Annotated in this window: 18 protein-coding genes; 5 read left to right on the top strand and 13 right to left on the bottom strand. The window is 62.2% G+C overall.

The features are described from left to right. On the bottom strand, window positions 1-1,362 hold the full coding sequence (locus tag ISP19_RS05225) for an undecaprenyl-phosphate glucose phosphotransferase (protein ID WP_204680301.1): 1,362 nt from the start codon (window positions 1,360-1,362) through the stop codon (window positions 1-3). Between the two features lie 452 nt (window positions 1,363-1,814). After that, a complete protein-coding gene (gene glnA, locus ISP19_RS05220; RefSeq protein WP_204680300.1) occupies window positions 1,815-3,224 on the bottom strand; it encodes a type I glutamate--ammonia ligase in 1,410 nt (469 codons plus the stop codon). Window positions 3,225-3,500: 276 nt separating this feature from the next. On the opposite strand from glnA, the gene ISP19_RS05215 reads away from it, so the two are divergent. Next, a complete protein-coding gene (locus tag ISP19_RS05215) occupies window positions 3,501-4,298 on the top strand; it encodes an undecaprenyl-diphosphate phosphatase (RefSeq protein WP_204680299.1) in 798 nt (265 codons plus the stop codon). A 141-nt stretch (window positions 4,299-4,439) separates the two neighbouring features. Here ISP19_RS05215 and ISP19_RS05210 read toward each other — a convergent pair whose 3' ends face one another. Next, window positions 4,440-5,420 carry a LysR family transcriptional regulator gene (locus ISP19_RS05210; protein WP_204680298.1) on the bottom strand — a complete coding sequence of 327 codons (981 nt, stop codon included), beginning with the start codon at window positions 5,418-5,420 and terminating at the stop codon, window positions 4,440-4,442. A 166-nt stretch (window positions 5,421-5,586) separates the two neighbouring features. Between ISP19_RS05210 and ISP19_RS05205 the strand changes: the two genes are divergently transcribed. The 3 genes from ISP19_RS05205 (at window position 5,587) to ISP19_RS05195 (ending at window position 11,858) form a co-directional block, all read left to right on the top strand. Further along, window positions 5,587-6,846 (top strand): efflux RND transporter periplasmic adaptor subunit, encoded by a 1,260-nt coding sequence (locus ISP19_RS05205; RefSeq protein ID WP_204680297.1) that lies wholly within the window; start codon window positions 5,587-5,589, stop codon window positions 6,844-6,846. Between the two features lie 391 nt (window positions 6,847-7,237). Beyond that, complete coding sequence (locus tag ISP19_RS05200) at window positions 7,238-10,423, top strand: efflux RND transporter permease subunit (protein WP_204680296.1); 3,186 nt, start codon at window positions 7,238-7,240, stop codon at window positions 10,421-10,423. Between the two features lies 1 nt (window position 10,424). After that, the gene (locus ISP19_RS05195; RefSeq protein ID WP_204680295.1) at window positions 10,425-11,858 is read left to right on the top strand and encodes an efflux transporter outer membrane subunit; all 1,434 of its coding nucleotides are present in this window, start codon (window positions 10,425-10,427) and stop codon (window positions 11,856-11,858) included. A gap of 220 nt (window positions 11,859-12,078) precedes the next feature. Here the strand turns inward: ISP19_RS05195 and ISP19_RS05190 are convergent, their stop codons facing one another. From ISP19_RS05190 to ISP19_RS05145, 10 genes are all read right to left on the bottom strand, one after another. Further along, window positions 12,079-13,260, bottom strand: a complete 1,182-nt coding sequence (locus tag ISP19_RS05190) for an AI-2E family transporter (RefSeq protein WP_204680294.1) — start codon at window positions 13,258-13,260, stop codon at window positions 12,079-12,081. Beyond that, a complete protein-coding gene (locus ISP19_RS05185) occupies window positions 13,257-13,568 on the bottom strand; it encodes a hypothetical protein (RefSeq protein ID WP_204680293.1) in 312 nt (103 codons plus the stop codon). Before ISP19_RS05185 ends, ISP19_RS05190 begins: the two co-directional genes overlap by 4 nt. Continuing rightward, a complete protein-coding gene (locus ISP19_RS05180) occupies window positions 13,565-14,029 on the bottom strand; it encodes an ABC transporter ATP-binding protein (protein ID WP_204680292.1) in 465 nt (154 codons plus the stop codon). Before ISP19_RS05180 ends, ISP19_RS05185 begins: the two co-directional genes overlap by 4 nt. A gap of 31 nt (window positions 14,030-14,060) precedes the next feature. Further along, complete coding sequence (locus ISP19_RS05175) at window positions 14,061-14,432, bottom strand: ElaB/YgaM/YqjD family protein (RefSeq protein WP_204680291.1); 372 nt, start codon at window positions 14,430-14,432, stop codon at window positions 14,061-14,063. A gap of 70 nt (window positions 14,433-14,502) precedes the next feature. Next, complete coding sequence (locus ISP19_RS05170) at window positions 14,503-14,658, bottom strand: DUF1328 domain-containing protein (RefSeq protein WP_204680290.1); 156 nt, start codon at window positions 14,656-14,658, stop codon at window positions 14,503-14,505. A gap of 153 nt (window positions 14,659-14,811) precedes the next feature. Continuing rightward, window positions 14,812-15,435, bottom strand: coding sequence for a YbhB/YbcL family Raf kinase inhibitor-like protein (locus tag ISP19_RS05165; RefSeq protein WP_204680289.1), 624 nt, complete (start codon window positions 15,433-15,435; stop codon window positions 14,812-14,814). A 165-nt stretch (window positions 15,436-15,600) separates the two neighbouring features. Beyond that, window positions 15,601-16,896 carry a glycosyltransferase gene (locus tag ISP19_RS05160; protein ID WP_204680288.1) on the bottom strand — a complete coding sequence of 432 codons (1,296 nt, stop codon included), beginning with the start codon at window positions 16,894-16,896 and terminating at the stop codon, window positions 15,601-15,603. Between the two features lie 68 nt (window positions 16,897-16,964). Next, window positions 16,965-17,984, bottom strand: a complete 1,020-nt coding sequence (locus ISP19_RS05155; protein ID WP_204680287.1) for a YheT family hydrolase — start codon at window positions 17,982-17,984, stop codon at window positions 16,965-16,967. Beyond that, window positions 17,981-18,781: a lysophospholipid acyltransferase family protein gene (locus ISP19_RS05150; RefSeq protein WP_204680286.1), complete on the bottom strand. Its 801-nt coding sequence runs from the start codon at window positions 18,779-18,781 to the stop codon at window positions 17,981-17,983. Before ISP19_RS05150 ends, ISP19_RS05155 begins: the two co-directional genes overlap by 4 nt. Window positions 18,782-18,899: 118 nt before the next feature. Then, window positions 18,900-19,376: an Lrp/AsnC family transcriptional regulator gene (locus ISP19_RS05145; RefSeq protein ID WP_204680285.1), complete on the bottom strand. Its 477-nt coding sequence runs from the start codon at window positions 19,374-19,376 to the stop codon at window positions 18,900-18,902. A 138-nt stretch (window positions 19,377-19,514) separates the two neighbouring features. On the opposite strand from ISP19_RS05145, the gene phhA reads away from it, so the two are divergent. Continuing rightward, window positions 19,515-20,408, top strand: a complete 894-nt coding sequence (gene phhA / locus ISP19_RS05140) for a phenylalanine 4-monooxygenase (RefSeq protein ID WP_204680284.1) — start codon at window positions 19,515-19,517, stop codon at window positions 20,406-20,408. Window position 20,409 lies beyond the last annotated feature (1 nt).

Here is a 20,409-nt window from a genome sequence, read left to right as displayed (position 1 = left end):
TCAGTAGGCGTTCCTGCCCGCAAACCCGTTGAACACCGTCATCACGACGATCTTCAGGTCCAGCCAGAACGACCAGTGTTGGATGTAGAAAAGATCGAGCGCGACCCGACGCGCCATGCATTCGACCTGGGCGGTTTCGCCGCGAGCGCCATTGATTTGCGCCCAACCGGTGATGCCGGGTTTGATGCGGTAGCGGTACATGTAACCGTCGATCAGGCGCATGTAGAAATCATCATGTTCAAGTGCATGGGGCCGTGGCCCTACGACCGACATCTGCCCGAACAACACATTGATGAATTGCGGCAGTTCGTCCAGGCTGGTCTTGCGCAGGAAGCGTCCTATCGGCGTTACGCGCTTGTCGTTTTTGCTGGCCTGGGTCAACCGGCCGGCGGCTTCCCTGTGCACATGCATCGAGCGGAATTTGAGGATGGTGAATTCACGCCCATCCACACCTTTGCGTCGCTGGCGAAAAAATACGGGGCCGCGAGACGTGAGCTTCACCAACGCGGCGATTGCCAGCAGGACCGGAGACAGCAGCAACAGGACACACAGCGCGAACAATCGGTCGAACAGCGACTTCGACCAGACATCCTCGCAGTGACGCGGCGATGTGACCAGATCGATAAAGGTCGTGCCCGCCACCTTGGTGGCGGTTGGGTTGAAGAGCGGAAGGTTCTGCACATCCGCAAAAAGGCGGATGTCGATGAAGTGATGTTGCAGGGCCTTGATGTAGCGGCTTATCTCTTCTTGCCGGGACATTGGCAGCGCCAGCCAGAGTTCATCGAAGTCTCTGTGCTTGGCCTTGGTTACCAGCGTTTTCAGGGCCCCGGAGGTACCGTGCTCCGTTTGCGGGCTGGATTCGCTGGCCCATGTCGCAACGATGGCGTAGCCGCCCGCCTCGCGTTTCGCACGCGGCAGCCATCGTTCCAGATAGGCGGCGTCACCCACGACGACGACGCGCCGCGCCTGAGCATGCTTGCTTTCGACTCGACGTATCCACTCGCCGCATAACACACGGATCGCCGCCATCAGGGCGATCGAGATGATCAGGCACAGGTCAAGCCAGGCGGTCACCTGTGCCTGATCGACCTGCATGTCGATCACCGCGCGATTGGCGACGGCCCAGGCCAGCAAGGACATCAGCACAATTCGTGCGATGGCACCGGTTGGTCTGGTTTGATATTTGCCGGCGTAGACACCCACTACGACAAAGGCAAGTAGCAACAGGAGACTGCAGGTCAGGCCCAACGCCACGTCGCTATCACTCGGGGATATCCATGCACCACCGATGTACCGATAGGCGAGCCAGGTAGCCGACACTATCGATAGCAGATCCAGCAGCATCCAGATGACTGCGCGCATGGCATTCATTTCCTCGCTCTAGCAAAAACAGGTAGTCAGACCGTTGTCAGATGAATCTCCGTCGATGTACGCGCGCAGGAAGGCCGCGGATCGTGAGTCCGCTTGCTTTCCCCGCTTTGGTGTTTTTATTCGTGTCGACGATGCGGACACCAAGCCGTCTTGACTGGTGATCCGGCGACATGACTGATCGACGTGCTGACGCCTTCAGTACGAATACATCAGGCCGGGCCAAATGAGATGTTTTGGCAAGACCGTGTAGGGGATTTCGTAGGAAATACTAGCGATCGCCCTATCGACGACATATAGAACTGTTCTGAAATTTTCGCGGGTCGCAGCGATTTCGGATGAGTATGAAATGGCTTGTTTGTCCGACATCCGCCGGCGCGTGACGGCCCGGAAACGACAACGGGCGCCGAGGCGCCCGTTGTCTTGCACAGCCAATGTAATGACGATCAGATCGCGTAGTACATCTGGAATTCCAGCGGATGTGTGCTGGCGCGGTAACGCGTGACTTCCTGCATCTTCACCTCGATATAGGCGTCGATGAAGTCGTCGGTGAACACACCGCCGGCCTTGAGGAAGTCGCGATCCTTGTCGAGCGCTTCCAGGGCGGCGTCGAGGCTGGAGCACACTTGCGGGATGTTCTTCTCTTCTTCCGGCGGCAGATCGTAGAGATCCTTGTCGGCCGGCGCACCCGGATCGATCTTGTTCAAGATGCCGTCCAGACCGGCCATCATCAGCGCGGTGAAGGTGAGGTAGCCGGACTGCATCGGATCGGGGAAGCGCACTTCGATGCGGCGGCCCTTCGGGTTCGACACGAACGGAATGCGGCAGCTCGCCGAGCGGTTGCGCGCGGAGTAGGCGAGCATCACCGGCGCTTCGAAGCCCGGTACCAGGCGCTTGTAGCTGTTGGTGGTGGAGTTGGCGAACGCGTTGATGGCCTTGGCGTGCTTGAAGATGCCGCCGATGTACCACAGGGCGGTCTGCGACAGGCCGCCGTACAGATCGCCGGAGAACAGGTTCTTGCCGTCCTTCGCCAGCGACTGGTGCACGTGCATGCCGCTGCCGTTGTCGCCGACGATCGGCTTGGGCATGAAGGTGACGGTCTTGCCGTTCTGGTGGGCGACGTTCTTGATGACGTACTTCATCGTCATCAGCTCGTCGGCCTTCTTCACCAGCGTGTTGAACTTGGTGCCGATTTCGCACTGGCCGGCGTTGGCCACTTCGTGGTGATGCACTTCCACCACCTGGCCCAGCGATTCCAGCACCTTGCACATGTCAGCGCGCAGGTCGCCCAGCGAGTCGACCGGGCTGACCGGGAAATAGCCGCCCTTTACGCCCGGACGATGGCCGCTGTTGCCTTCGTCGTACTTGAAGCGCGAGCTCCATGCCGCTTCCTGCGATTCGATCTCGTAGAACACGCGGCCCATGTCGTTCTGCCAGCGCACGCCGTCGAAAATGAAGAATTCCGGTTCCGGACCGAAGAAGGCGGTGTCCGCCACGCCGGTGGACTTGAGGAACGCCTCGCCGCGCTTGGCGATGGAGCGTGGATCGCGGCCATAGGCCTGCATGGTGCTGGGTTCGAGCACGTCGCAATGCAGGACCAGCTGGGTGTGGCCGCTGAACGGATCGAGGTAGGCGGTTTCCGGATCAGGCAGCAGCACCATGTCCGACTCGTTGATGCCCTTCCAGCCGGTGATCGAGGAACCGTCGAACATCTTGCCGTCTTCGAAAGTGGACTCGTCGATGGCGTGGGCGGGGAAGGTCACGTGGTGGTGCTTGCCGAGCATGTCGGCAAAACGCAGGTCGACGAACTCGACCTCATGCTCCTGGATCAGGTCGAGAACTTTCTTGGCGGACATGGTGGAACCTCGGGTCGTGAAAGGGGATCGCGCGTGCTTTAAGGCAAACACCGTACCAACGGTGAAAAGCCCGGTGCGTCAGGCATTTGAATTGAAATCGGCGGTTCTGGCAAGTCTTTAATGCACCATATTGTGAAATCATTTGCACCATAATGGTGCACCTTCCGACGACAAACGGAAGGTGACGACGGCAAAAATTCCGCGGCGGCGTACGACAGACCTGCCCCATCATTCCGCCTAAGCTATGCCGTTTTGTGTCGGCCTGGAGGCTGCTACATGCACGACCTTATCAACGTCATCCTGCTTGGCATCATCGAGGGTATTACCGAATTCCTGCCGGTCTCCAGTACCGGTCACCTGCTGATCGCGGAAAAGTTCGGGTTGGGCATGCGCTCGGACTTGTTCAATGTCGGCATCCAGGCCGGTGCCATCCTCGCGATTACGCTGGTCTACTGGAAACGCATCTGGCAGCTGCTGACGCAGTGGCAGGATGCGGCCAATCGCAGCTATCTGTTCAAGCTGATCGCCGCATTTCTTATTACCTGCGTGCTTGGCGTGGTGGTCACGCACTATGGTTTCAAATTGCCGGAAACGGTGACACCGATTGCCTGGGCGCTGTTGATCGGCGGGTTCTGGATCCTGGGCGCGGAAGCGATGGCCGCGCGGCAGGTGGATTGCAAGGACGTGACCTGGCGCGTGGCGATCCTGGTGGGTATTGCGCAGATCGTGGCGGGCGTGTTTCCGGGGACGTCACGTTCGGGCGCGACGATCTTCACGGCCATGCTGTCCGGCACCAGCAACCGTGCGGCGGCGACGGAGTTTTCATTTCTGGTGGGTATTCCGACGATGTATGCCGCGACCGGGTATGAATTGCTGAAGGTGCTCAAGCATGGTGACGCGGCGCATGAAGATTGGGCGGCGTTGATCGTTGGTTTTGTGGTGTCGCTGATTGTTGCTTTTGTCGCGGTGAAGTGGCTGCTGGGTTATATCCGCACGCATCGGTTTACGTGGTTTGCGGTGTATCGCATTGCGTTGGGTGCGGCGTTGTTGCTGTTGATTCCAAGTGGCAGCTGAGTCCACAGGAGTCGCTGTAGGTTGGGTAGGTTGGGTTAGCGCAGCGTAACCCAACGGAATTCCATCGAAGCGACAAACATCGTTGGGTTACGCTGCGCTAACCCAACCTACTCAATCCATCCCGATCCACGCGATGTGCGCTTATTGAGTCCTACGCGAAGGCGGCAGCTCGCGCACCGGGCGCAGCGCATTGACGACCGGCGCACGCTCCACCGCCGGGCACACCGATTCGAACGGGCGCTCGAACAACTCGCGCGCCCATTCGATAAAGGCCTGCACACGCGCCGACAGATGTTTCTTCTGCGGATAGACGATCCACACGTTCTTGCCGGTGGAGACGGTGTCGGGAAGGATCGGTTCCAGCTTGTTCAAGTCCAGCGCGCAGGCCGCCAGCACATGCGGCGCCTGGATGATGCCAAGCCCCGCCATGGCGGCCTGGATTACTGATTCACCGTCGTTGATCAGCAGGTGTGCGTTGACGTCGATCTCGACGCGGCCATTGGGCGTATCGAACTGCCACTGGCGCGGCTTGCCATTGGCGTAGACGTAGTTGATGCAGCGGTGGTTCTTCAGATCCTCGATGCTGGTGGGCGCGCCGTACTTCTGCAGGTATTCCGGCGAGGCCAGCAGCACATTGCGCAAATAGCCGATCTTGCGCGCGATCAGACTGGAATCTTCCAGCTCGCCCATGCGGATGGCGCAATCCACCCCTTCCTCATTCAAGTCGTAGGGGTAGTCGCACATCATCAGCTCAAGGCGGATATCCGGATAGCGACGCTCGAAATCCGACAGCTGCGGCACGATCGCCGCACGCCCCACCGAGGCGGACATACCCACCCGCAACTTGCCCTGAGGCTTGCGGTGGGCGTATCCGAGCGCCTCGGTCGCTTCGGTGAGATCGGCAAGGATCTCCTTGCAACGGGTATAGAACGAGGCCCCATCGTCGGTTAAACGCAGCGCACGGGTGGAGCGGAACAGCAATCGCGCACCCAGCTGCTCTTCCAGACGCGACACCGCCCGGCTGACGCCCGAGGGGGTCATGCCCAGCTGTGCGGCGGCGGATGCAAAGCTCTTCGCCTCGACCACACGGACAAAGGCGGAAATAGCGGAAAAGTCTTCCATAGCTCAGCCCAGAACAGGTAGTGGGCCAGATTATGCGCCTATTCGTGATTGAGAGTCACGAGTGGCTTGCGCAATAAACGGATTTTCTAAACTGTACGGTATACCCATCATTCGTTTCCCCATCGCTGCTGCATTGCGGCACGACTATTCCCAGGGAGCGATAAAGATGTTTAAGAAGACCATTCTGGCCGGCCTCGTTATTGTCGCGATCGCCGGTAGCTGGGCGCTGTTGGGCCACCATGGTGCGACCCAGGCCCAAACCGCCGCAGGCGCCGGCGGTCCGCCCGAAGTCACCGTCGCCCAGGCCATGTTGCGGCCGATCAGCGACAGCGCCGATTTCACCGGCCAGCTGCAGGCGGTCGATACCGTCGATGTGCGTCCCCGCGTCGGTGGATATGTGGACACAGTGCTGTTCAAGGAAGGGGCCGAGGTGCATCAGGGCGATGTGCTGTTCCGCATCGACCCGCGTCCCTTCCAGGCCGAAGTCGACCGGCTGACCGCCAACCGCGCCCAGGCCCAGGCCCAGCTGGGTCTGGCCCAGGCTAACGCGGCGCGCGCCCGGCGCCTGCTCGCTCAGCATGCGATTTCGCAGGAAGACGCCGACAGCATGAACACCAGCGAGCAAAGCGCCAGCGCCACCCTGGCCGCGGCCACCGCGGCGCTGGCCACCGCCAAGCTCAATCTGGACTGGACCGAAGTGCGCGCGCCGATCGATGGCCGCGTCAGCAACGCCCGCATCATGCCCGGCAACCTGGTTAGCAGTTCGGATGTGCTGACCAGCGTGGTGTCGGTCAATCCGATCTACGTGTATTTCGACGTGGACGAGCAAACCTGGCTGAAGCTCGATCGTTTGCGTCGCGATGCCAACCGCGATGGCCGCACCGCACGCATCGAAGCGACGATGGGTTTGGCCGACGAACAAGGTTATCCGCACATCGGCCACATCGACTTTGTCGACAACCAGCTGCACACCAACTCCGGCACGATGCGTTTGCGCGCAGTGTTTGATGACGAAGGCGGTTTGCTGACGCCGGGGCTGTATGCGCACGTGCGCCTGCAGAGCGGCCAGCCGCATCCGCGGGTGTTGATCGATGACCGCGCCGTAGGTACCGATCTTGGCAACCAGTTTGTCTATGTGGTCGATGCACAGCACAAGGTGCAGTACCGCAAGGTCGATACCGGTCCGCTGTTTCATGGATTGCGCGTGATCGATGACGGGCTCAGCGCGGGTGATGTGGTGGTGATCAACGGGCTGCAGCACGTGCGTCCGGGTGCCGAAGTGACACCGCAGCAGGTGGCGATGGATTCGCGGCTTGATGCGCAGGACAAGGCTTTGGTCGATGCGGCGGCGACGGATCCCGATGGTGATGATGCGCGGACGGCGCAGGCGGAAAACGCGGCGGCGCAGAAGCGGCCGCAGGGTTGACCGCTTTTCTTCCTCTCCCCTTTGGGGAGAGGAGCGAGGTGAGGGGTCGACCTTGCGTTGAACCTCCAAAGAAACATCGACGGGATTTTGAATTTCCCTGCAAGCGCGGCCCCTCACCCCAACCCTCTCCCCGGAGGGGAGAGGGAGTTATCACGGCAGGAATGAGAGAGCAGCCATGAAAAACATCGCAGAGCGGAAACAGCCGAAAAACTAAGCGCTCTTCCTCCTCTCCCCTTCGGGGAGAGGACTGAGGTGAGGGGCCAACCTCGCGCTGAGTCCCCAAAGAAACATCGCGGAAGTTATGAATTTCCCCGCAAGCGCGGCCCCTCACCCCAACCCTCTCCCCGGAGGGGAGAGGGAGTTATCGCGGCATGAATGAGAGACAAAACCCATGAAAAACATCGCACAGTTTTTCGTCGACCGGCCGATCATGGCCGCGGTGCTCTCGCTGATCTTCGTGATCGCGGGCAGCATCGCGGTGTTCAAGTTGCCGATCAGCGAATATCCCGAAGTGGTGCCGCCCACCGTGGTGGTGCACGCCAACTATCCCGGCGCCAGTCCGGAAGTGATCGGCGAAACCGTCGCCACGCCGCTGGAAGAACAGATCAACGGCGTCGAAGGCATGCTGTACTCGTCTTCGCAGGCGACCAGCGATGGCCAGATGACCCTGACCGTTACCTTCGCGCTGGGCACCGATCTGAACAACGCGCAGGTGGAAGTGCAGAACCGTGTGGCGCAGGCCTTGCCGCGTCTGCCGGATGAAGTGCAACGCCTGGGCGTGACCACGCAGAAGAGTTCGCCCGACCTGACCATGGTCGTGCATCTGACCTCGAAGGATAAGCGTTACGACATGCTTTACCTGTCGAACTACGCACGCCTGCACGTCAAGGACATCCTCGCCCGTCTGGATGGGGTGGGTGACGTGCAGATCTTCGGTGCCGGCGAATACAGCATGCGTGTATGGCTGAATCCGGGCCAATTGGCGCAGCGCCGTCTCACCACCAGCGATGTGGTGCACGCGATCCAGGAGCAAAACGTGGCGGTAGCGGCCGGTGCCTTGAATGCGCCGCCGGTGCCGGGCAACACCGACTTCCAGCTCAATATCCACACGCAGGGCCGCCTCACGACGGCGGAGGAATTCGGCAACATCATTGTGCGCACCGATCCGGATGGCAGCGTGGTGCATCTGCGCGATGTCGCCCGCGTCGAGCTGGGTTCCAACCAATATGCGCTGCGCAGTTTGCTGGACAACCAGCCGGCGGTTGCGCTGCCGATCTTTGCTCGCCCTGGTTCCAACGCGATCCAGATTTCCAATGAAGTGCGCGCGACGATGGCGGAACTGAGCAAGGATTTCCCGCAGGGCGTCGAGTACCACATCGTGTACGACCCGACCGTGTTCGTGCGCGGCTCGATCGAAGCGGTGGCGCATACGCTGCTGGAGGCGATCGTCCTGGTCGTGCTGGTGGTGATCCTGTTCCTGCAGACCTGGCGTGCCTCGATCATCCCGCTGGTGGCGGTGCCGGTGTCACTGATCGGTACGTTTGCGGTGATGTATGTGGTGGGCTTCTCGCTCAACGCGCTGTCGCTGTTCGGCCTGGTGCTGGCGATCGGCATCGTGGTGGACGACGCGATCGTGGTGGTGGAGAACGTCGAGCGCAATATCGAGCTTGGTTACACCCCGCGCGAGGCGACCCGTCGCGCGATGAACGAAGTGACCGGCCCGATTATCGCCACCGCGCTGGTGCTGTGCGCCGTGTTCGTGCCGACCGCGTTCATCAGCGGTCTTACCGGTCAGTTCTATCGCCAGTTCGCGTTGACGATTGCGATCTCCACGGTGATCTCGGCGTTCAACTCACTGAGCCTGAGCCCGGCGCTCGCCGCCGTTTTGTTGAAGGGTCATGACGCACCGAAGGATCGCCTGTCGATCCTGATCGAAAAGGCGTTTGGATGGCTGTTCCGTCCGTTCAATAAGCTGTTCCATTACGGTGCGCAGCGTTATGTCGGTGGGGTGCACCGCATCGTCGGAAAAGGTCCGGTGGCGCTGGTGATCTATGCCGGCCTGATGGGCATGACCTGGCTGGGGTTCTCGCACGTGCCGCTGGGTTTCGTGCCGACACAGGACCAGCAGTACCTGGTGTCGTTCGCGCAGTTGCCGGATGCGGCTTCGCTGGATCGCAGCGAGGATGTGATTCGCCGCATGTCGGCCATCGCACTGAAGCAACCGGGCGTGGAAAGTGCGGTGGCCTTCCCCGGTCTGTCGATCAACGGTTTCACCAACAGCACCAATGCGGGCATCGTGTTCGAAACGCTCAAGCCGTTCGAAGAGCGCCGCGATCCGTCACTGTCGGCCGGCGCGATTGCTGCGGCCTTGGACCAGAAGTTCGCGACGATCCAGGATGCGTATATCGCCACCTTCCCGCCGCCGCCGGTACAGGGCCTGGGTACGATCGGCGGTTTCCGCGTCCAGATTGAAGACCGCAACCAGCTCGGCTTCGATGAGCTGTACAAGCAGACGCAGAACCTGATCACACAAAGTCAGAAAGTGCCGGCGCTGGCGGGTTTGTTCTCCAGCTACGAGGTGAGCGTGCCGCAGGTCGATGCGGATGTGGATCGCGAGAAGGCGAAGGCGGAAGGTGTGGATCTGGCGGATGTCGACGACACCATGCAGGCCTACCTCGGCTCGCTGTATGTCAACGACTTCAACCGTTTTGGCCGCGTCTACCAGGTGAACGTTTCGGCCGATTCCAGCTACCGCCACGAGCCCGAGGACATCCTGCAACTGAAAACGCGCAATGCGCGTGGCGACATGGTGCCGCTGGGCTCCTTCGTCACCGTGCACAGGACCGCCGGTCTTGAGCGCGTGATGCACTACAACGGCTACGTCACCGCGGAAATCAACGGTGGCCCGGCGCCCGGCTTCAGTTCCGGCCAGGCGCAGGCGGCGATGGAAAAGCTGATGCATGACAACCTGCCCAACGGCATCAGCTACGAGTGGACCGACCTGACCTATCAGCAAATTCTCGCTGGTAACACCGCAGTTCTCGTATTCCCGTTGTGCGTGCTGCTGGTGTTCCTGGTGTTGTCATCGCTGTACGAGAGCTGGTCGCTGCCGCTGGCGGTGATCCTGATCGTGCCGATGGTGCTGCTGTCCGCGATTGCCGGTGTGTGGCTGTCGGGTGGTGACAACAACATCTTCACCCAGATCGGCCTGATCGTGCTGGTGGGCCTGGCGTGCAAGAACGCGATCCTGATCGTGGAATTCGCACGCGAGCGTCAGCATGAAGGCATGAGCCGTCACGATGCGGTGCTGGAAGCAGCTCGCCTGCGCCTGCGCCCGATCCTGATGACCTCGATCGCTTTCATCATGGGCGTGGTACCGCTGGTGACTTCGCACGGTGCGGGCGCGGAAATGCGTCATGCGATGGGTGTGGCGGTGTTCTCCGGCATGCTCGGCGTGACCATCTTCGGCCTGATCTACACCCCGCTGTTCTATGTGCTGATCCGCGCCATCGTTGAACGTCGCGAAGCACGCAAGAAGCAGCACTCCTCAACTACGCCCGCTTTGGAGGGCCATTGAGATGATCCGTTTTATCCGTAACACCACTTTGTTCGCGGCACTCGCGCTGGCCGGCTGCGCCAGCGTGGGCCCGGATTACAAGACCCCGGATACGCCGGCGGCCAAGGTGCAGGACATGGACGCGGCGCGCGAAAGCGCCGCGCAATTCCAGGCCGCGTGGTGGAAGCAGTTCAATGATCCGGTGCTGGATGCGCTCATCCAGCGCGCGGCAAAAGGCAGCCTGGATCTGCGCATCGCCGAGGCGCGCCTGAAGGAATCGCGCGCCTTGCTCGGCAGCGCCAAGTCGAACCAGATACCGACGATCAGCACGGATGTTTCCTATACCCGCTCGCTTGAACAGGAACCCGGCTTCTACACGCAGCGCATCCCGATCGACACGTATCAGGCCGGCTTTGATGCTTCCTGGGAACTGGATCTGTTCGGCGGTGTGCGTCGCTCGGTGGAAGCCGCGCGTGCCGACCTCGGCGCCAGCCAGGCGTCGTTGCAGGATGCGCAAGTCAGCCTGTTCGCCGAGGTGGCGCGCAATTACTTCGAGCTGCGCGGTGCGCAGCAGCGGCTGGCGATTGCCCAGCGCAATATCGATAACCAGGCCGACACGTTGAAACTGATCCAGGCGCGCGCGCAGATCGGTACCGCATCCGACCAGGATGTGGCCAGCGCGAGTGCACAGCTGAGTGCTGCACGCGCCCAGTTGCCGGTGCTCGACACGCAGGCGCACGCGTACACTTACCGGCTGGCGGTGCTGCTGGGTGAGCGTCCTGGTGAACTGGATGTCGACGTATCTCCCACGACGTTCAAACCGATCGCGACCGTGCTGCCGATCGGTGATGCGGGTGATGTGCTGTTGCGCCGCCCTGATGTACGCGTCGCCGAGCGGCAATACGCGGCGGCTACCGCGCGCATCGGCGTGGCCAAGGCGGATTTCTTCCCGCATATTTCGCTGGGTGGGTTCGTCGGTTTTCTCGCTGGGCGCAGCAATGATTTCGGCGGCCCTGCTTCACGTGCGTTCTCGGTCGGACCGAGCATCACCTGGAATGGCCTGAATGTGGAACGCGTGCGTTCCAACCTGCATGCCAGCGAAGCGCGCGCCGATGAAGCGGAAGCCAATTATCAGCGCACCGTGCTGCAGGCGATCGAAGATGTCGACAACGCGATGGTGGGCTACAACGCCGAGCATGCGCGTATCGAACAGCTGATTGCGCAGAGTGAGCAGAGCAAGCACGCCGCTGATCTGGCGCGTGTGCGTTATCAGGAAGGTGCGACTGGCTATCTGGAATTGCTGGATGCCGAGCGAGTGCAGCTGGCGGCGGAGGATGATCTGGCGCAGTCGGAAACGTCGATCGATACGCGGGCGGTGGCGCTGTACAAGGCGTTGGGTGGTGGGTGGCAGGCTTGTGGTGATGTTGCGTGTTCGCAGGTGGCGCAGGCGCCCTGAAGCTTTTCTTCCTCTCCCCTCCGGGGCACGCGGGGAGAGCACATGGATGTGCTCGGCTTTGAGGAGCGAGGAGAGGATTGAGGTGAGGGGGGCAATCTTGCGATGAACCTTCAAAGAAACATCGAGGAAATCTTGAATTTCCCTGCAAGCGCGGCCCCTCACCCCAGCCCTCTCCCCGGAGGGGAGAGGGGGCAACTACTGCAAGAATGGGTGAGCAGCGTCAGCGCTGCACCATCCGCGCAAACCATTCCCACCCACGCACACGCTCAGCAATCAGCTTGAAGCTGGTCAACATCGGCACCGCCAGCAACGCCCCGGGCACACCCCACAGCCAGCCCCAGATCAGCAGCCAGATCAGGATCGCAATCGGGCTGACGCGCATGCGCCGGCCCAGGATCATCGGCGCGATCAGGTTGCCTTCGACGGCGGTGATGCAGGCAAAGCACAACGCTGGCAGCAGCGCATGCGGCACATCGTTGAAGTGCACCAGGCCCACCAGCAGCAGCGTGGTGGTGGTGACGATCGCGCCGACGTAGGGAATGAAGTTGGCGAACATTGCCACCGTGCCCCACAGCAAGGGGTCGGGTATGTGCAACAGCAACAACATGCTGGCGGTGACCAGGCCCAGCGATGCGTTGATCACGACGGTGGTGAGGATGTAGCGCGACACTTCGGTCTGGATACCGCGCACGATGGTGACGGCGTGACGCTTATAGCCAAAGCTGGGCGCGATTTCGACCAGGCGCCGCAGGATCAAGTCACCGTAGACGAGGAAGAAATACACCAGCAGCAGCACGGTCAGCACTGCGGCGAGCACCTTCGGCGCGTTGGTGATGACGTCCCATACGCTGAACGCCACGTCGCTCGGACTCTGCCCGTTATCCGGACGCGCGGGATGGCCGTTGACCAGGGTTTGCGTCGCGCGGCCGGCGGCTTCGATCGGACGCGTGATGTGTTCCAGCTTGGGAATGAAGCTGCGAATGGTGGACGGCGCGCTGTGCAGCCAGCTGGCAGCAGGCTGGGCCAGCATGCTCATACCGGTGACGATGCCGGCCATCAGCGTGATCATGAGCACGCTCGCGCCGAGCCAGCGCGGGATGTGGTGACGCGTGCCGCGGGCCACGATGGGATTCAATGCCAGCCCGATAAAAGCCGCCAGCACCAGCGGAATGACCAACGCCTTGACGATGGTGACGGTGTAGAGCAGGGCGAGGATCAGCAGGGCGTTGAGCGTCGCGCGAATCGCGCGCATGTGCCCGCGCAGGCGATGCACGCCTTGCGTGGCCTGCGTGATCTGTTTGGGTGTGACGACCGCAGCGGCCGCCGGGGCCGGCACGCTTCCCTGTGGTGCTCCGGCCGCTGGCGCATTGCTCGGCAATGCCGCGGGCTCGATGCCGGTCATGTGTCGTTGCTGTCTTGGTCGTGGTCGTTATCGTCCATGGCCAGTTCGGCGATCAGGCGCGTGCCGTGCGCCACGATATCTGCGATGCCGGTGCTGATCATCGAGGCCAGGCCCGGCACACGCAGCGCGCCGACACCCAGGCTGCCCAACACGAAACCCGCGCCGGCGGCCGTGCCGACCGTGGTCAGCGGATAACGGTGGCCGCGCGCCAGCAGCGCCGCCGCCGGGGTGGCCAGCTCGTCGCGGTGGATCGCCACGCGCGCCTGCGCCCTGCGCACTTTCTCGATATGCCTGAACAAACTGCTCACGGTTGCCCCTTGCGTGCCTCGATATCCTGCTCAGCCTTCTGCAGGGTATCGCGCATGATCGCACGCCATTCCTGCCGCGTGGCAGGCAGGCTCATCCAGTGCATGCAGCGGCGGAACAACAGGATGGCGCCGAACAATGACAGCGCTTCAAGCACGGCCAGCACCAGGAAGGCCAGGATCCAGGAATGCAGCCACTTGGCCAGCAGCAATCCGATCAGGCCGAGCAGAGTCAGGCCGAGGCCGACCCCGGTCACCGTGGCCACCAGGCCCGCGGCCAGCAGCCAGGACACCGCGCTGCGCGCCAGGCCCAACTCGGCCGCCAGCAGGTGCAGTTGTGCGCCGAACAGCTGGCGCACCGCCTGCGCTACCTGGGCAAGATCATCGAGCAGGCCGCCTGGCGCCTGCTCGGGTGGCGGCCCGGCTTGCCCGGCCGCCTCGTTATCGCGCACGGAATCGTGCATGGCCCCGCCTCCGTGCTGTCAGTTGCAGCAATCAGCGACGAAGAATACGGCCAAGCAGCCAGCCGGCGCCCAATGCGATGGCGACGGCCTGAACCGGCTTCTCGCGCACGTAGTCGCGCACGTCGTCCAGCCATTCATCGGCACGATCGCGCGCCTGGTCGTAAGCGGCGCGGCCACGCTCCTTGGCGTCGGATACTTTGTCGGTGGTGCGGCTGGCGGCCTCGGCGGCCTTGTCGGTGGCGCGATGCAGGCCTTCCTCGACGTGATCAGCCACCCGGCCGAATTTTTCCTTGCCGCTGGCGACCGCTTCGGATGTGGCCTGCTTGATGCGCTCCGCGCCCTGGTCGATACGCTCGTGGATGTCGCGTTCTTGCGGCTCCTGCGCCTGGACTTCTTTGTTCATGAGGTTCTCCGATGGCGAGTGTTCACTGTAACGGGTTGCCGGCCGGATGGCTGAACGATCACCGTGTCGTTCAGTTTGCGCGCCTGAGAAAGGCGAGTACAGCCAGGATCAGGAACAGCACGAACAGTACCTTGGCGATCCAGGCGGCGGTACCGGCAATACCGGTAAAACCAAGCAGGGCTGCGATGGCGGCGATAACCAGAAAAACCAGGACGTAGTGCAGCATGACAGCGCTCCTTGTGAAGCCGGGGCGTCATCACGCACGCCCCGTTCTTCATGTGCCACATCGCGTGCTGTCCGGGCGTGAAGGTTGCTCCGTGCAACTTTTACTTCGATTTACGTTTTGCAATGACGTTCATCATCGCGGCCTGCCTGAGGGTCAGGCGCGTACGTTGGGATTGAGGCTATAGGTGCCGGTGAGCACCGCTTCGGCCAGTACATGTCCGCTGATGGCGGCATGCAGTTGGGCGAGGGTGAAGCCGGAGGTCAGTGCGAGCTTGTCCGTATCCAGTGCATACACGCGAAAGTGATAGTGATGAACCAGCGGGTCGTTCCACGGCGGGCAGGGGCCGTCGTAGCCGAGATAGCTGCCACCCATGTCGGCATCGTCGGCAAACCAGCCGGTGTAATCGTTCACGCCCTGCACGCTGCCGGGCGGACCGAAGGGCTGCTGTTTGCCACGCGGCGTGATCTCGTCGCTGCACGCGCCTTCCGCCAGTTCGACGCATTCGACGGGAATATTCACCATCAGCCAATGCACGAATTCCCCGCGCGGCAGATCGGCCGGTACCGTGCGGCCTTCCTTGTTGACGTCATCGAGCTTGGTCGGCACATCGGTATCGATGCAGGTGAGCACAAAAGAGCGGGTGCCCGCGGGCGCATCCTTCCAGGCCAGATGCGGATTGTAGTTGTCCGACAGCGCCACTGGATTGCCCGGCTTGCAGAAGGCGAACTTGGACGGAATCGGCTGGCCATGCTGGAAGTTGTCGCTACGTAGCTGCATAGAAATCTCCGGTAATGCGAAGGGAAAGTTTTCGAAGTGGGGGCTTGTTCAAGCTGACGCAAATCGGTGTTTGCGCTGCATGCCGGCATCCCCATGGGGGCGGGCGGAGCTTAACGCAAGCGTCATGATCCGGCCGTGACAGCACTGGCCGCAGATTGCGCCGGGCTAAAGGCGTTTGCGCAGATTGGCTTCAATCAGATCGGCCGCCACGCGTTCGCCATGTTCCGCGCGCACTGTCTCGGCGCAGCGCCATGCGCGCTGGGCATAGCCGGGATCGTCGAGCAGATCCTGCAGCAATGGCAGCACCGTCTCGCAACGATAATCGTGCGAGGCAATCGCATGCGCTACGCCCAGGCGTTTAAGGCGCTCGGCATTGTCGAACTGGTCGAAACCGTGCGGTACGACGAGCATCGGCCGGCCTGCACGCAGTGCTTCGGTGCTGGTGCCAATGCCGCCGTGGTGGATGATCGCGGCGGCATGCGGGAACACCGCCGCATGCGGCGCATACTCCACCGCATGCACGAAGGCAGGCAGTGACGCCGGCAATTGCGCGCGCACCTCGGGCGAGCCGGTGAAGAGCACCGCACGGCGTCCCAGCTGCTCGCAGGCTTTGATGCTTTCGCGCAGAAAATCGGCGCCGATATGTACCGCGGTAGAGCCCAGGCTAAACACCAGCGGCGATGTGCCCGCGCGCAGAAAAGCTTCCAACCCGGCATCCATCTTCGCGCCCGGTTGTGCGTAATGCGCGAAACCAGTGATGCGCACATGCGATGGCCAGTCCGCCTGCGCGGACCCGAGCCTGGGCGAGAACAAGGCGAGCGCGCAGTCGGGAGAATGCTGGCCGCGCTGAAGTGGATTGCCCAACGTGGATTCGCCGCGCAGCCCGAGTTGGCGCCGAAACGCACGCACAGGGCCGGTCCAATTGCGTACCCGCAACCAGGTCAGATAATCCAGCAGGCGCTTGCCGCGCAGCGGACCACGCGTGAGGGTGTCGACCCACTTCATGCCGACGATGGGCGGCTCGTGGATGGACAGAAAGCTGCACGGCGCCAGCACCACGGATACCCAATCCAGCCGTCCGGCTGCGCTTAGCGTTTCACCCAGGATGTGTCCTGCAAAGGCCAGTGTCGAGGTGATGAGTACGTCGGCATCCTGGCAGATCACTTGCAGGCGCTCGTAGCTCACGCGCACATCGGCAGCCGCCACATCGCGTATCAGCAGACGCGGTCCACGCACGGGATCGAACACGCGCTCGGTAAATTCGGAGAAGTTTTCCGGCAGCGGTATGCCGCTGGCGTCGGCAAAGCGCAGGCCTGCCTGCTCGATCGCTTCCCGATGCACCGCATGCGTGGCAACCGTGACGCGGTGCCCGCGTGCATGCAACGCGCAGCCTATCGAGAGAAAGGGAAACAGATCACCCAGCGAGCCAAACGTGTTGATGACGATATGGGCTGGACGCATAGGTGGTTATCGGCCTGACGTTGATCGCCAGACATGATGCAGCAAGCCTTCAGGCATTGCAGCGCGCATCAGGTGATCGGCGAACGTGCTTCGGCGATGGCGTTGAAACGCGCGGCGATGTAGTCGTCGCAAAAGCTGGTCATGTCCCAGCCGCGGATAAAACCGCAGTGCCCGCCATAGGCGGCGATGTCCAGCTCCACGTTACTTGGCAACTCCAGCTTCTCGAAAGCGTCGACCGGAATCACCGGATCATCGCGCGCCGTGAGAATGGTGGCGGGGATCTGCATGGCCGTCAGTGCATGACCGGCTACCGAATAGCCGTCCAGATACGCCTGCAAGGAACCGAAGTCGGTGTGCCGCAATACCAGGGCTTCGGTCAGGCCGCGCAGGTTTTGCTTCAGTTCCTGCAGCTCGAAGTATTCGCGATGCGGAAAGGCCGCCTGTTTGGCGCGTAGCGAGCGGCGCCATTTGTTCATGAAATACGCCTGGTAGAACCATGGCGCCGATTCTTCCAGCGAGAACAGACCTTCACCCGGATCGATGATCGGGCACACCGCCAGCGCATAACTCAGCGGGATGCCTTTCTGCGGAGCCTGCAGGGCCACCCGCAAGGCGAAATTGCCGCCCAGCGAGAAACCTGCCAGCGCCAAAGGCCGCGATGGCCAGCGATGGGCGATATCGCCGACCGCGTGCACCACCTCGTCGATTCGGCAGGAGTGGAACAGCGCTTCGTTGAGCGCATGACTGTCGCCGTGGTCGCGGAAGTTCAAGCGGCAGATGTCCCAGCCCTCCGCCAACAAGCGGCTGCCGGTTTGCAACACATAGGTGGAATCGACGCTGCCTTCCCAGCCGTGGAACAGTACGGCGAGACCGCGCGGGGTGGCCTGTGCAGTTTGCGCGGTGTAGGCGCCGGTCAGGCGCACGCCGTCGCCGCCGTCCACCATGATCGGTTCGGCGCCTTCCAGCACCTTGTAGGCGCGGCGCGGAAGCAGCCCGCGGCGCACGCCGCTGGAGGAAAGCATGGTCTGGATGTGGCCGCTGGTGAGTGGCCACGGCGGGCGGAAATCCCGCCCTGTTGGAAGCGTCATGCCGTTCGATCCTCCAGCGCGGCAGCGATGCGTTCGCGCGCCAGCTCGGCCATACGGCGTCGGCCATCCTGGCTGGTCGGTACCGGTTCCAGAAAATGCACTTCCGCATCCATCGGCGCGCCGCCGAGCAGGCGCAGGAAGTTCTGCATGAAGTTCTCGTCTTCGCGGAAGCCGGCGTCGACCTGGCGCTTGCCGTCGCGCGCAAAGCGCAGGGCCACCGGCTGGACCGGCACCTGTGCATCCAGCGCGGCCTGGAAGATACGCGCATGGAAAACCTTCAACACGCCGTTATGCCCGGTGCCACCTTCCGGAAATACGGCCACGGAGCGGCCTTCGCCCAGCCGCTCGACCATCACCTGCATCACGGTGGCCAGCGAGTGATTACTGCCGCGGCGATGAAAGATGGTGCCGCCGCTGGCCGCCAGCCAGCCGACCAGCGGCCAGCTGGCGATCTCGGCCTTGGCGACGAAGCAGGCGGCGCGCTGGCTGTGCAGCAGTTCGATATCGATCCACGAGGTGTGGTTGGCGACGAACAGCGCCGCATCCGGCAGCGGCTTGCCGACGCGCACCGAACGCAATCCGAAGATGCGCATCAGCCCGGTGGACCACACGCGGATCATGCGATGGGTGAACGGCTCGCGCTCGTCCTTCATGACGCCGTGACGGTTCCAGCTGAGGATAAGGGCGCACAGCAAGACGCCGAGCACGACGTGCAGCAATAACAACGGCACCCGCCACAGATAACGCAGCGGGCGCAGCAGGTCTCGGTCGGGGGTGGAAACGGCTTCGATACTCATCAGTACATCATTTTATCGTTAATCGGCGCGTAAGTCGGCAATACGCTCGCGCACTGTGTTTGTGGCGTTTCAAGCGCGCAGGCCATTGTTTTGATGAGCCGAATGTTCCAATGGCCCTTCAGCGCTCAAGTTGCGCCAGCGGCAGCGCCGAGGAACGTTTCACCGTGCGCAGCACGAAGCTTGAATTCACGTCCGCCACGCCCGAGGCGTTGAGCAGCCGGTCGAGCAGGAAGCGCGAGAAGTGCTGCAGGTCGGCCACGTAAATGTGCAGCAGGTAATCCATGTCGCCGGTGAGCGCATAGCAGGCCACCACTTCATCCCAGGTGTTCACGTGCTGCACAAAGCGCTCGATGGCTTCGGCCTCGTGCTTGGTGAGCTGCACGCGGACGAACGCCTGCAAGCCCAGGCCCACCGCCTCGGGATCCAGTTGCGCGGTATAGCCGATCAGGATGCCCTCTTCCTCCAGCCGCTGCAGGCGGCGCAGGCAGGCAGAGGGCGAAAGACTGACCCGTTCAGCCAGTTCCGCATTGGTAATCCGGCCTTCGCCCTGCAACACGGCCAGGATGCGCAGGTCGGTGCGATCCAGGGTCACCATGCATGATTCTCCGATATATCCGGCTGTAGACGCACGAATATTGCATCCAAGAGGGTTTATCCTGCAATAAAACAAGCTTCGTGCGGGACGTTGGCCTTATGCTTTCCGGGCAGATCTTGAAGCACACCGGAGCCCCCGATGGATAACACCGCGCCACGCAAAGTCGAACACCAGCAGACCGATCGCGGCTACGTGCCGGTCTACGCCACCGGCGTGGTGGAGCAACCGTGGGAGTCCTATACCCGCACCGATCACGAGGTCTGGGACACGCTGTACAAGCGCCAGCGCGAGCTGCTGCCCGGCCGCGCGTGCAAGGAGTTCCTGGCCGGCGTGGAGCGCTTCGGGCTGGGCGACGGTGGCATTCCGAAGTTCTCCGAGCTCAACAAGGTGCTGGGCGAGACCACCGGCTGGGAACTGGTCGCGGTCGAAGGCCTGCTGCCTGACGAGGTGTTTTTCGATCACCTGGCCAACCGCCGCTTCCCGGTCAGCTGGTGGATCCGCAAACCGGACCAGCTCGACTACCTCAGCGAGCCCGATCTGTTCCACGATCTGTTCGGCCACGTGCCGCTGCTGCTCAACCCGATCTTCGCCGACTACATGCAGGCGTACGGGCGTGGCGGCATGAAGGCGTTCGCGATCGGGCCGGAGGCGCTGATGAACCTCACGCGCCTGTATTGGTACACGGTGGAATTCGGCCTGATCAACACCGACGAAGGCATGCGCATCTATGGCGCGGGCATCGTCAGCTCCAAGGGCGAGTCGATCTATTGCCTGGATGCGCCCGCGCCGAACCGCATCGGCTTTGGCCTGGAACGCGTGATGAGCACGCGCTACCGCATCGACACCTATCAGCAGACCTATTTCGTGATCGACAGCTTCGAGCAGTTGTTCGAAGCGACCCGGCCTGACTTCACGCCGATCTACGCCAAGCTCAAGTCGCTTCCCGCACATGCGGCCGCCGATGTGCTCGACGGTGACCGCGTGTTCAACCGTGGTACGCGCGAAGGCTTTGCCACCGACGCGGATACCTGAT

Origin of the sequence: Dyella flava, assembly GCF_016904955.1 — a bacterium.
Lineage (GTDB): Bacteria > Pseudomonadota > Gammaproteobacteria > Xanthomonadales > Rhodanobacteraceae > Dyella_B > Dyella_B flava.
The sequence above is the reverse complement of the archived record's forward strand: the minus strand, read 5'-3'. Positions and strand labels throughout refer to the sequence as shown.

Excerpts from the sequence above, each read along its gene's own strand:
- ISP19_RS05225 (WP_204680301.1), bottom strand. The coding sequence starts at position 1,362 with ATGCGCGCAGTCATCTGGATGCTGCTGGATCTGCTATCGATAGTGTCG.
- glnA (WP_204680300.1), bottom strand. The coding sequence starts at position 3,224 with ATGTCCGCCAAGAAAGTTCTCGACCTGATCCAGGAGCATGAGGTCGAG.
- ISP19_RS05215 (WP_204680299.1), top strand. The coding sequence starts at position 3,501 with ATGCACGACCTTATCAACGTCATCCTGCTTGGCATCATCGAGGGTATT.
- ISP19_RS05210 (WP_204680298.1), bottom strand. The coding sequence starts at position 5,420 with ATGGAAGACTTTTCCGCTATTTCCGCCTTTGTCCGTGTGGTCGAGGCG.
- ISP19_RS05205 (WP_204680297.1), top strand. The coding sequence starts at position 5,587 with ATGTTTAAGAAGACCATTCTGGCCGGCCTCGTTATTGTCGCGATCGCC.
- ISP19_RS05200 (WP_204680296.1), top strand. The coding sequence starts at position 7,238 with ATGAAAAACATCGCACAGTTTTTCGTCGACCGGCCGATCATGGCCGCG.
- ISP19_RS05195 (WP_204680295.1), top strand. The coding sequence starts at position 10,425 with ATGATCCGTTTTATCCGTAACACCACTTTGTTCGCGGCACTCGCGCTG.
- ISP19_RS05190 (WP_204680294.1), bottom strand. The coding sequence starts at position 13,260 with ATGACCGGCATCGAGCCCGCGGCATTGCCGAGCAATGCGCCAGCGGCC.
- ISP19_RS05180 (WP_204680292.1), bottom strand. The coding sequence starts at position 14,029 with ATGCACGATTCCGTGCGCGATAACGAGGCGGCCGGGCAAGCCGGGCCG.
- ISP19_RS05175 (WP_204680291.1), bottom strand. The coding sequence starts at position 14,432 with ATGAACAAAGAAGTCCAGGCGCAGGAGCCGCAAGAACGCGACATCCAC.
- ISP19_RS05170 (WP_204680290.1), bottom strand. The coding sequence starts at position 14,658 with ATGCTGCACTACGTCCTGGTTTTTCTGGTTATCGCCGCCATCGCAGCC.
- ISP19_RS05165 (WP_204680289.1), bottom strand. The coding sequence starts at position 15,435 with ATGCAGCTACGTAGCGACAACTTCCAGCATGGCCAGCCGATTCCGTCC.
- ISP19_RS05160 (WP_204680288.1), bottom strand. The coding sequence starts at position 16,896 with ATGCGTCCAGCCCATATCGTCATCAACACGTTTGGCTCGCTGGGTGAT.
- ISP19_RS05155 (WP_204680287.1), bottom strand. The coding sequence starts at position 17,984 with ATGACGCTTCCAACAGGGCGGGATTTCCGCCCGCCGTGGCCACTCACC.
- ISP19_RS05150 (WP_204680286.1), bottom strand. The coding sequence starts at position 18,781 with ATGAGTATCGAAGCCGTTTCCACCCCCGACCGAGACCTGCTGCGCCCG.
- ISP19_RS05145 (WP_204680285.1), bottom strand. The coding sequence starts at position 19,376 with ATGGTGACCCTGGATCGCACCGACCTGCGCATCCTGGCCGTGTTGCAG.
- phhA (WP_204680284.1), top strand. The coding sequence starts at position 19,515 with ATGGATAACACCGCGCCACGCAAAGTCGAACACCAGCAGACCGATCGC.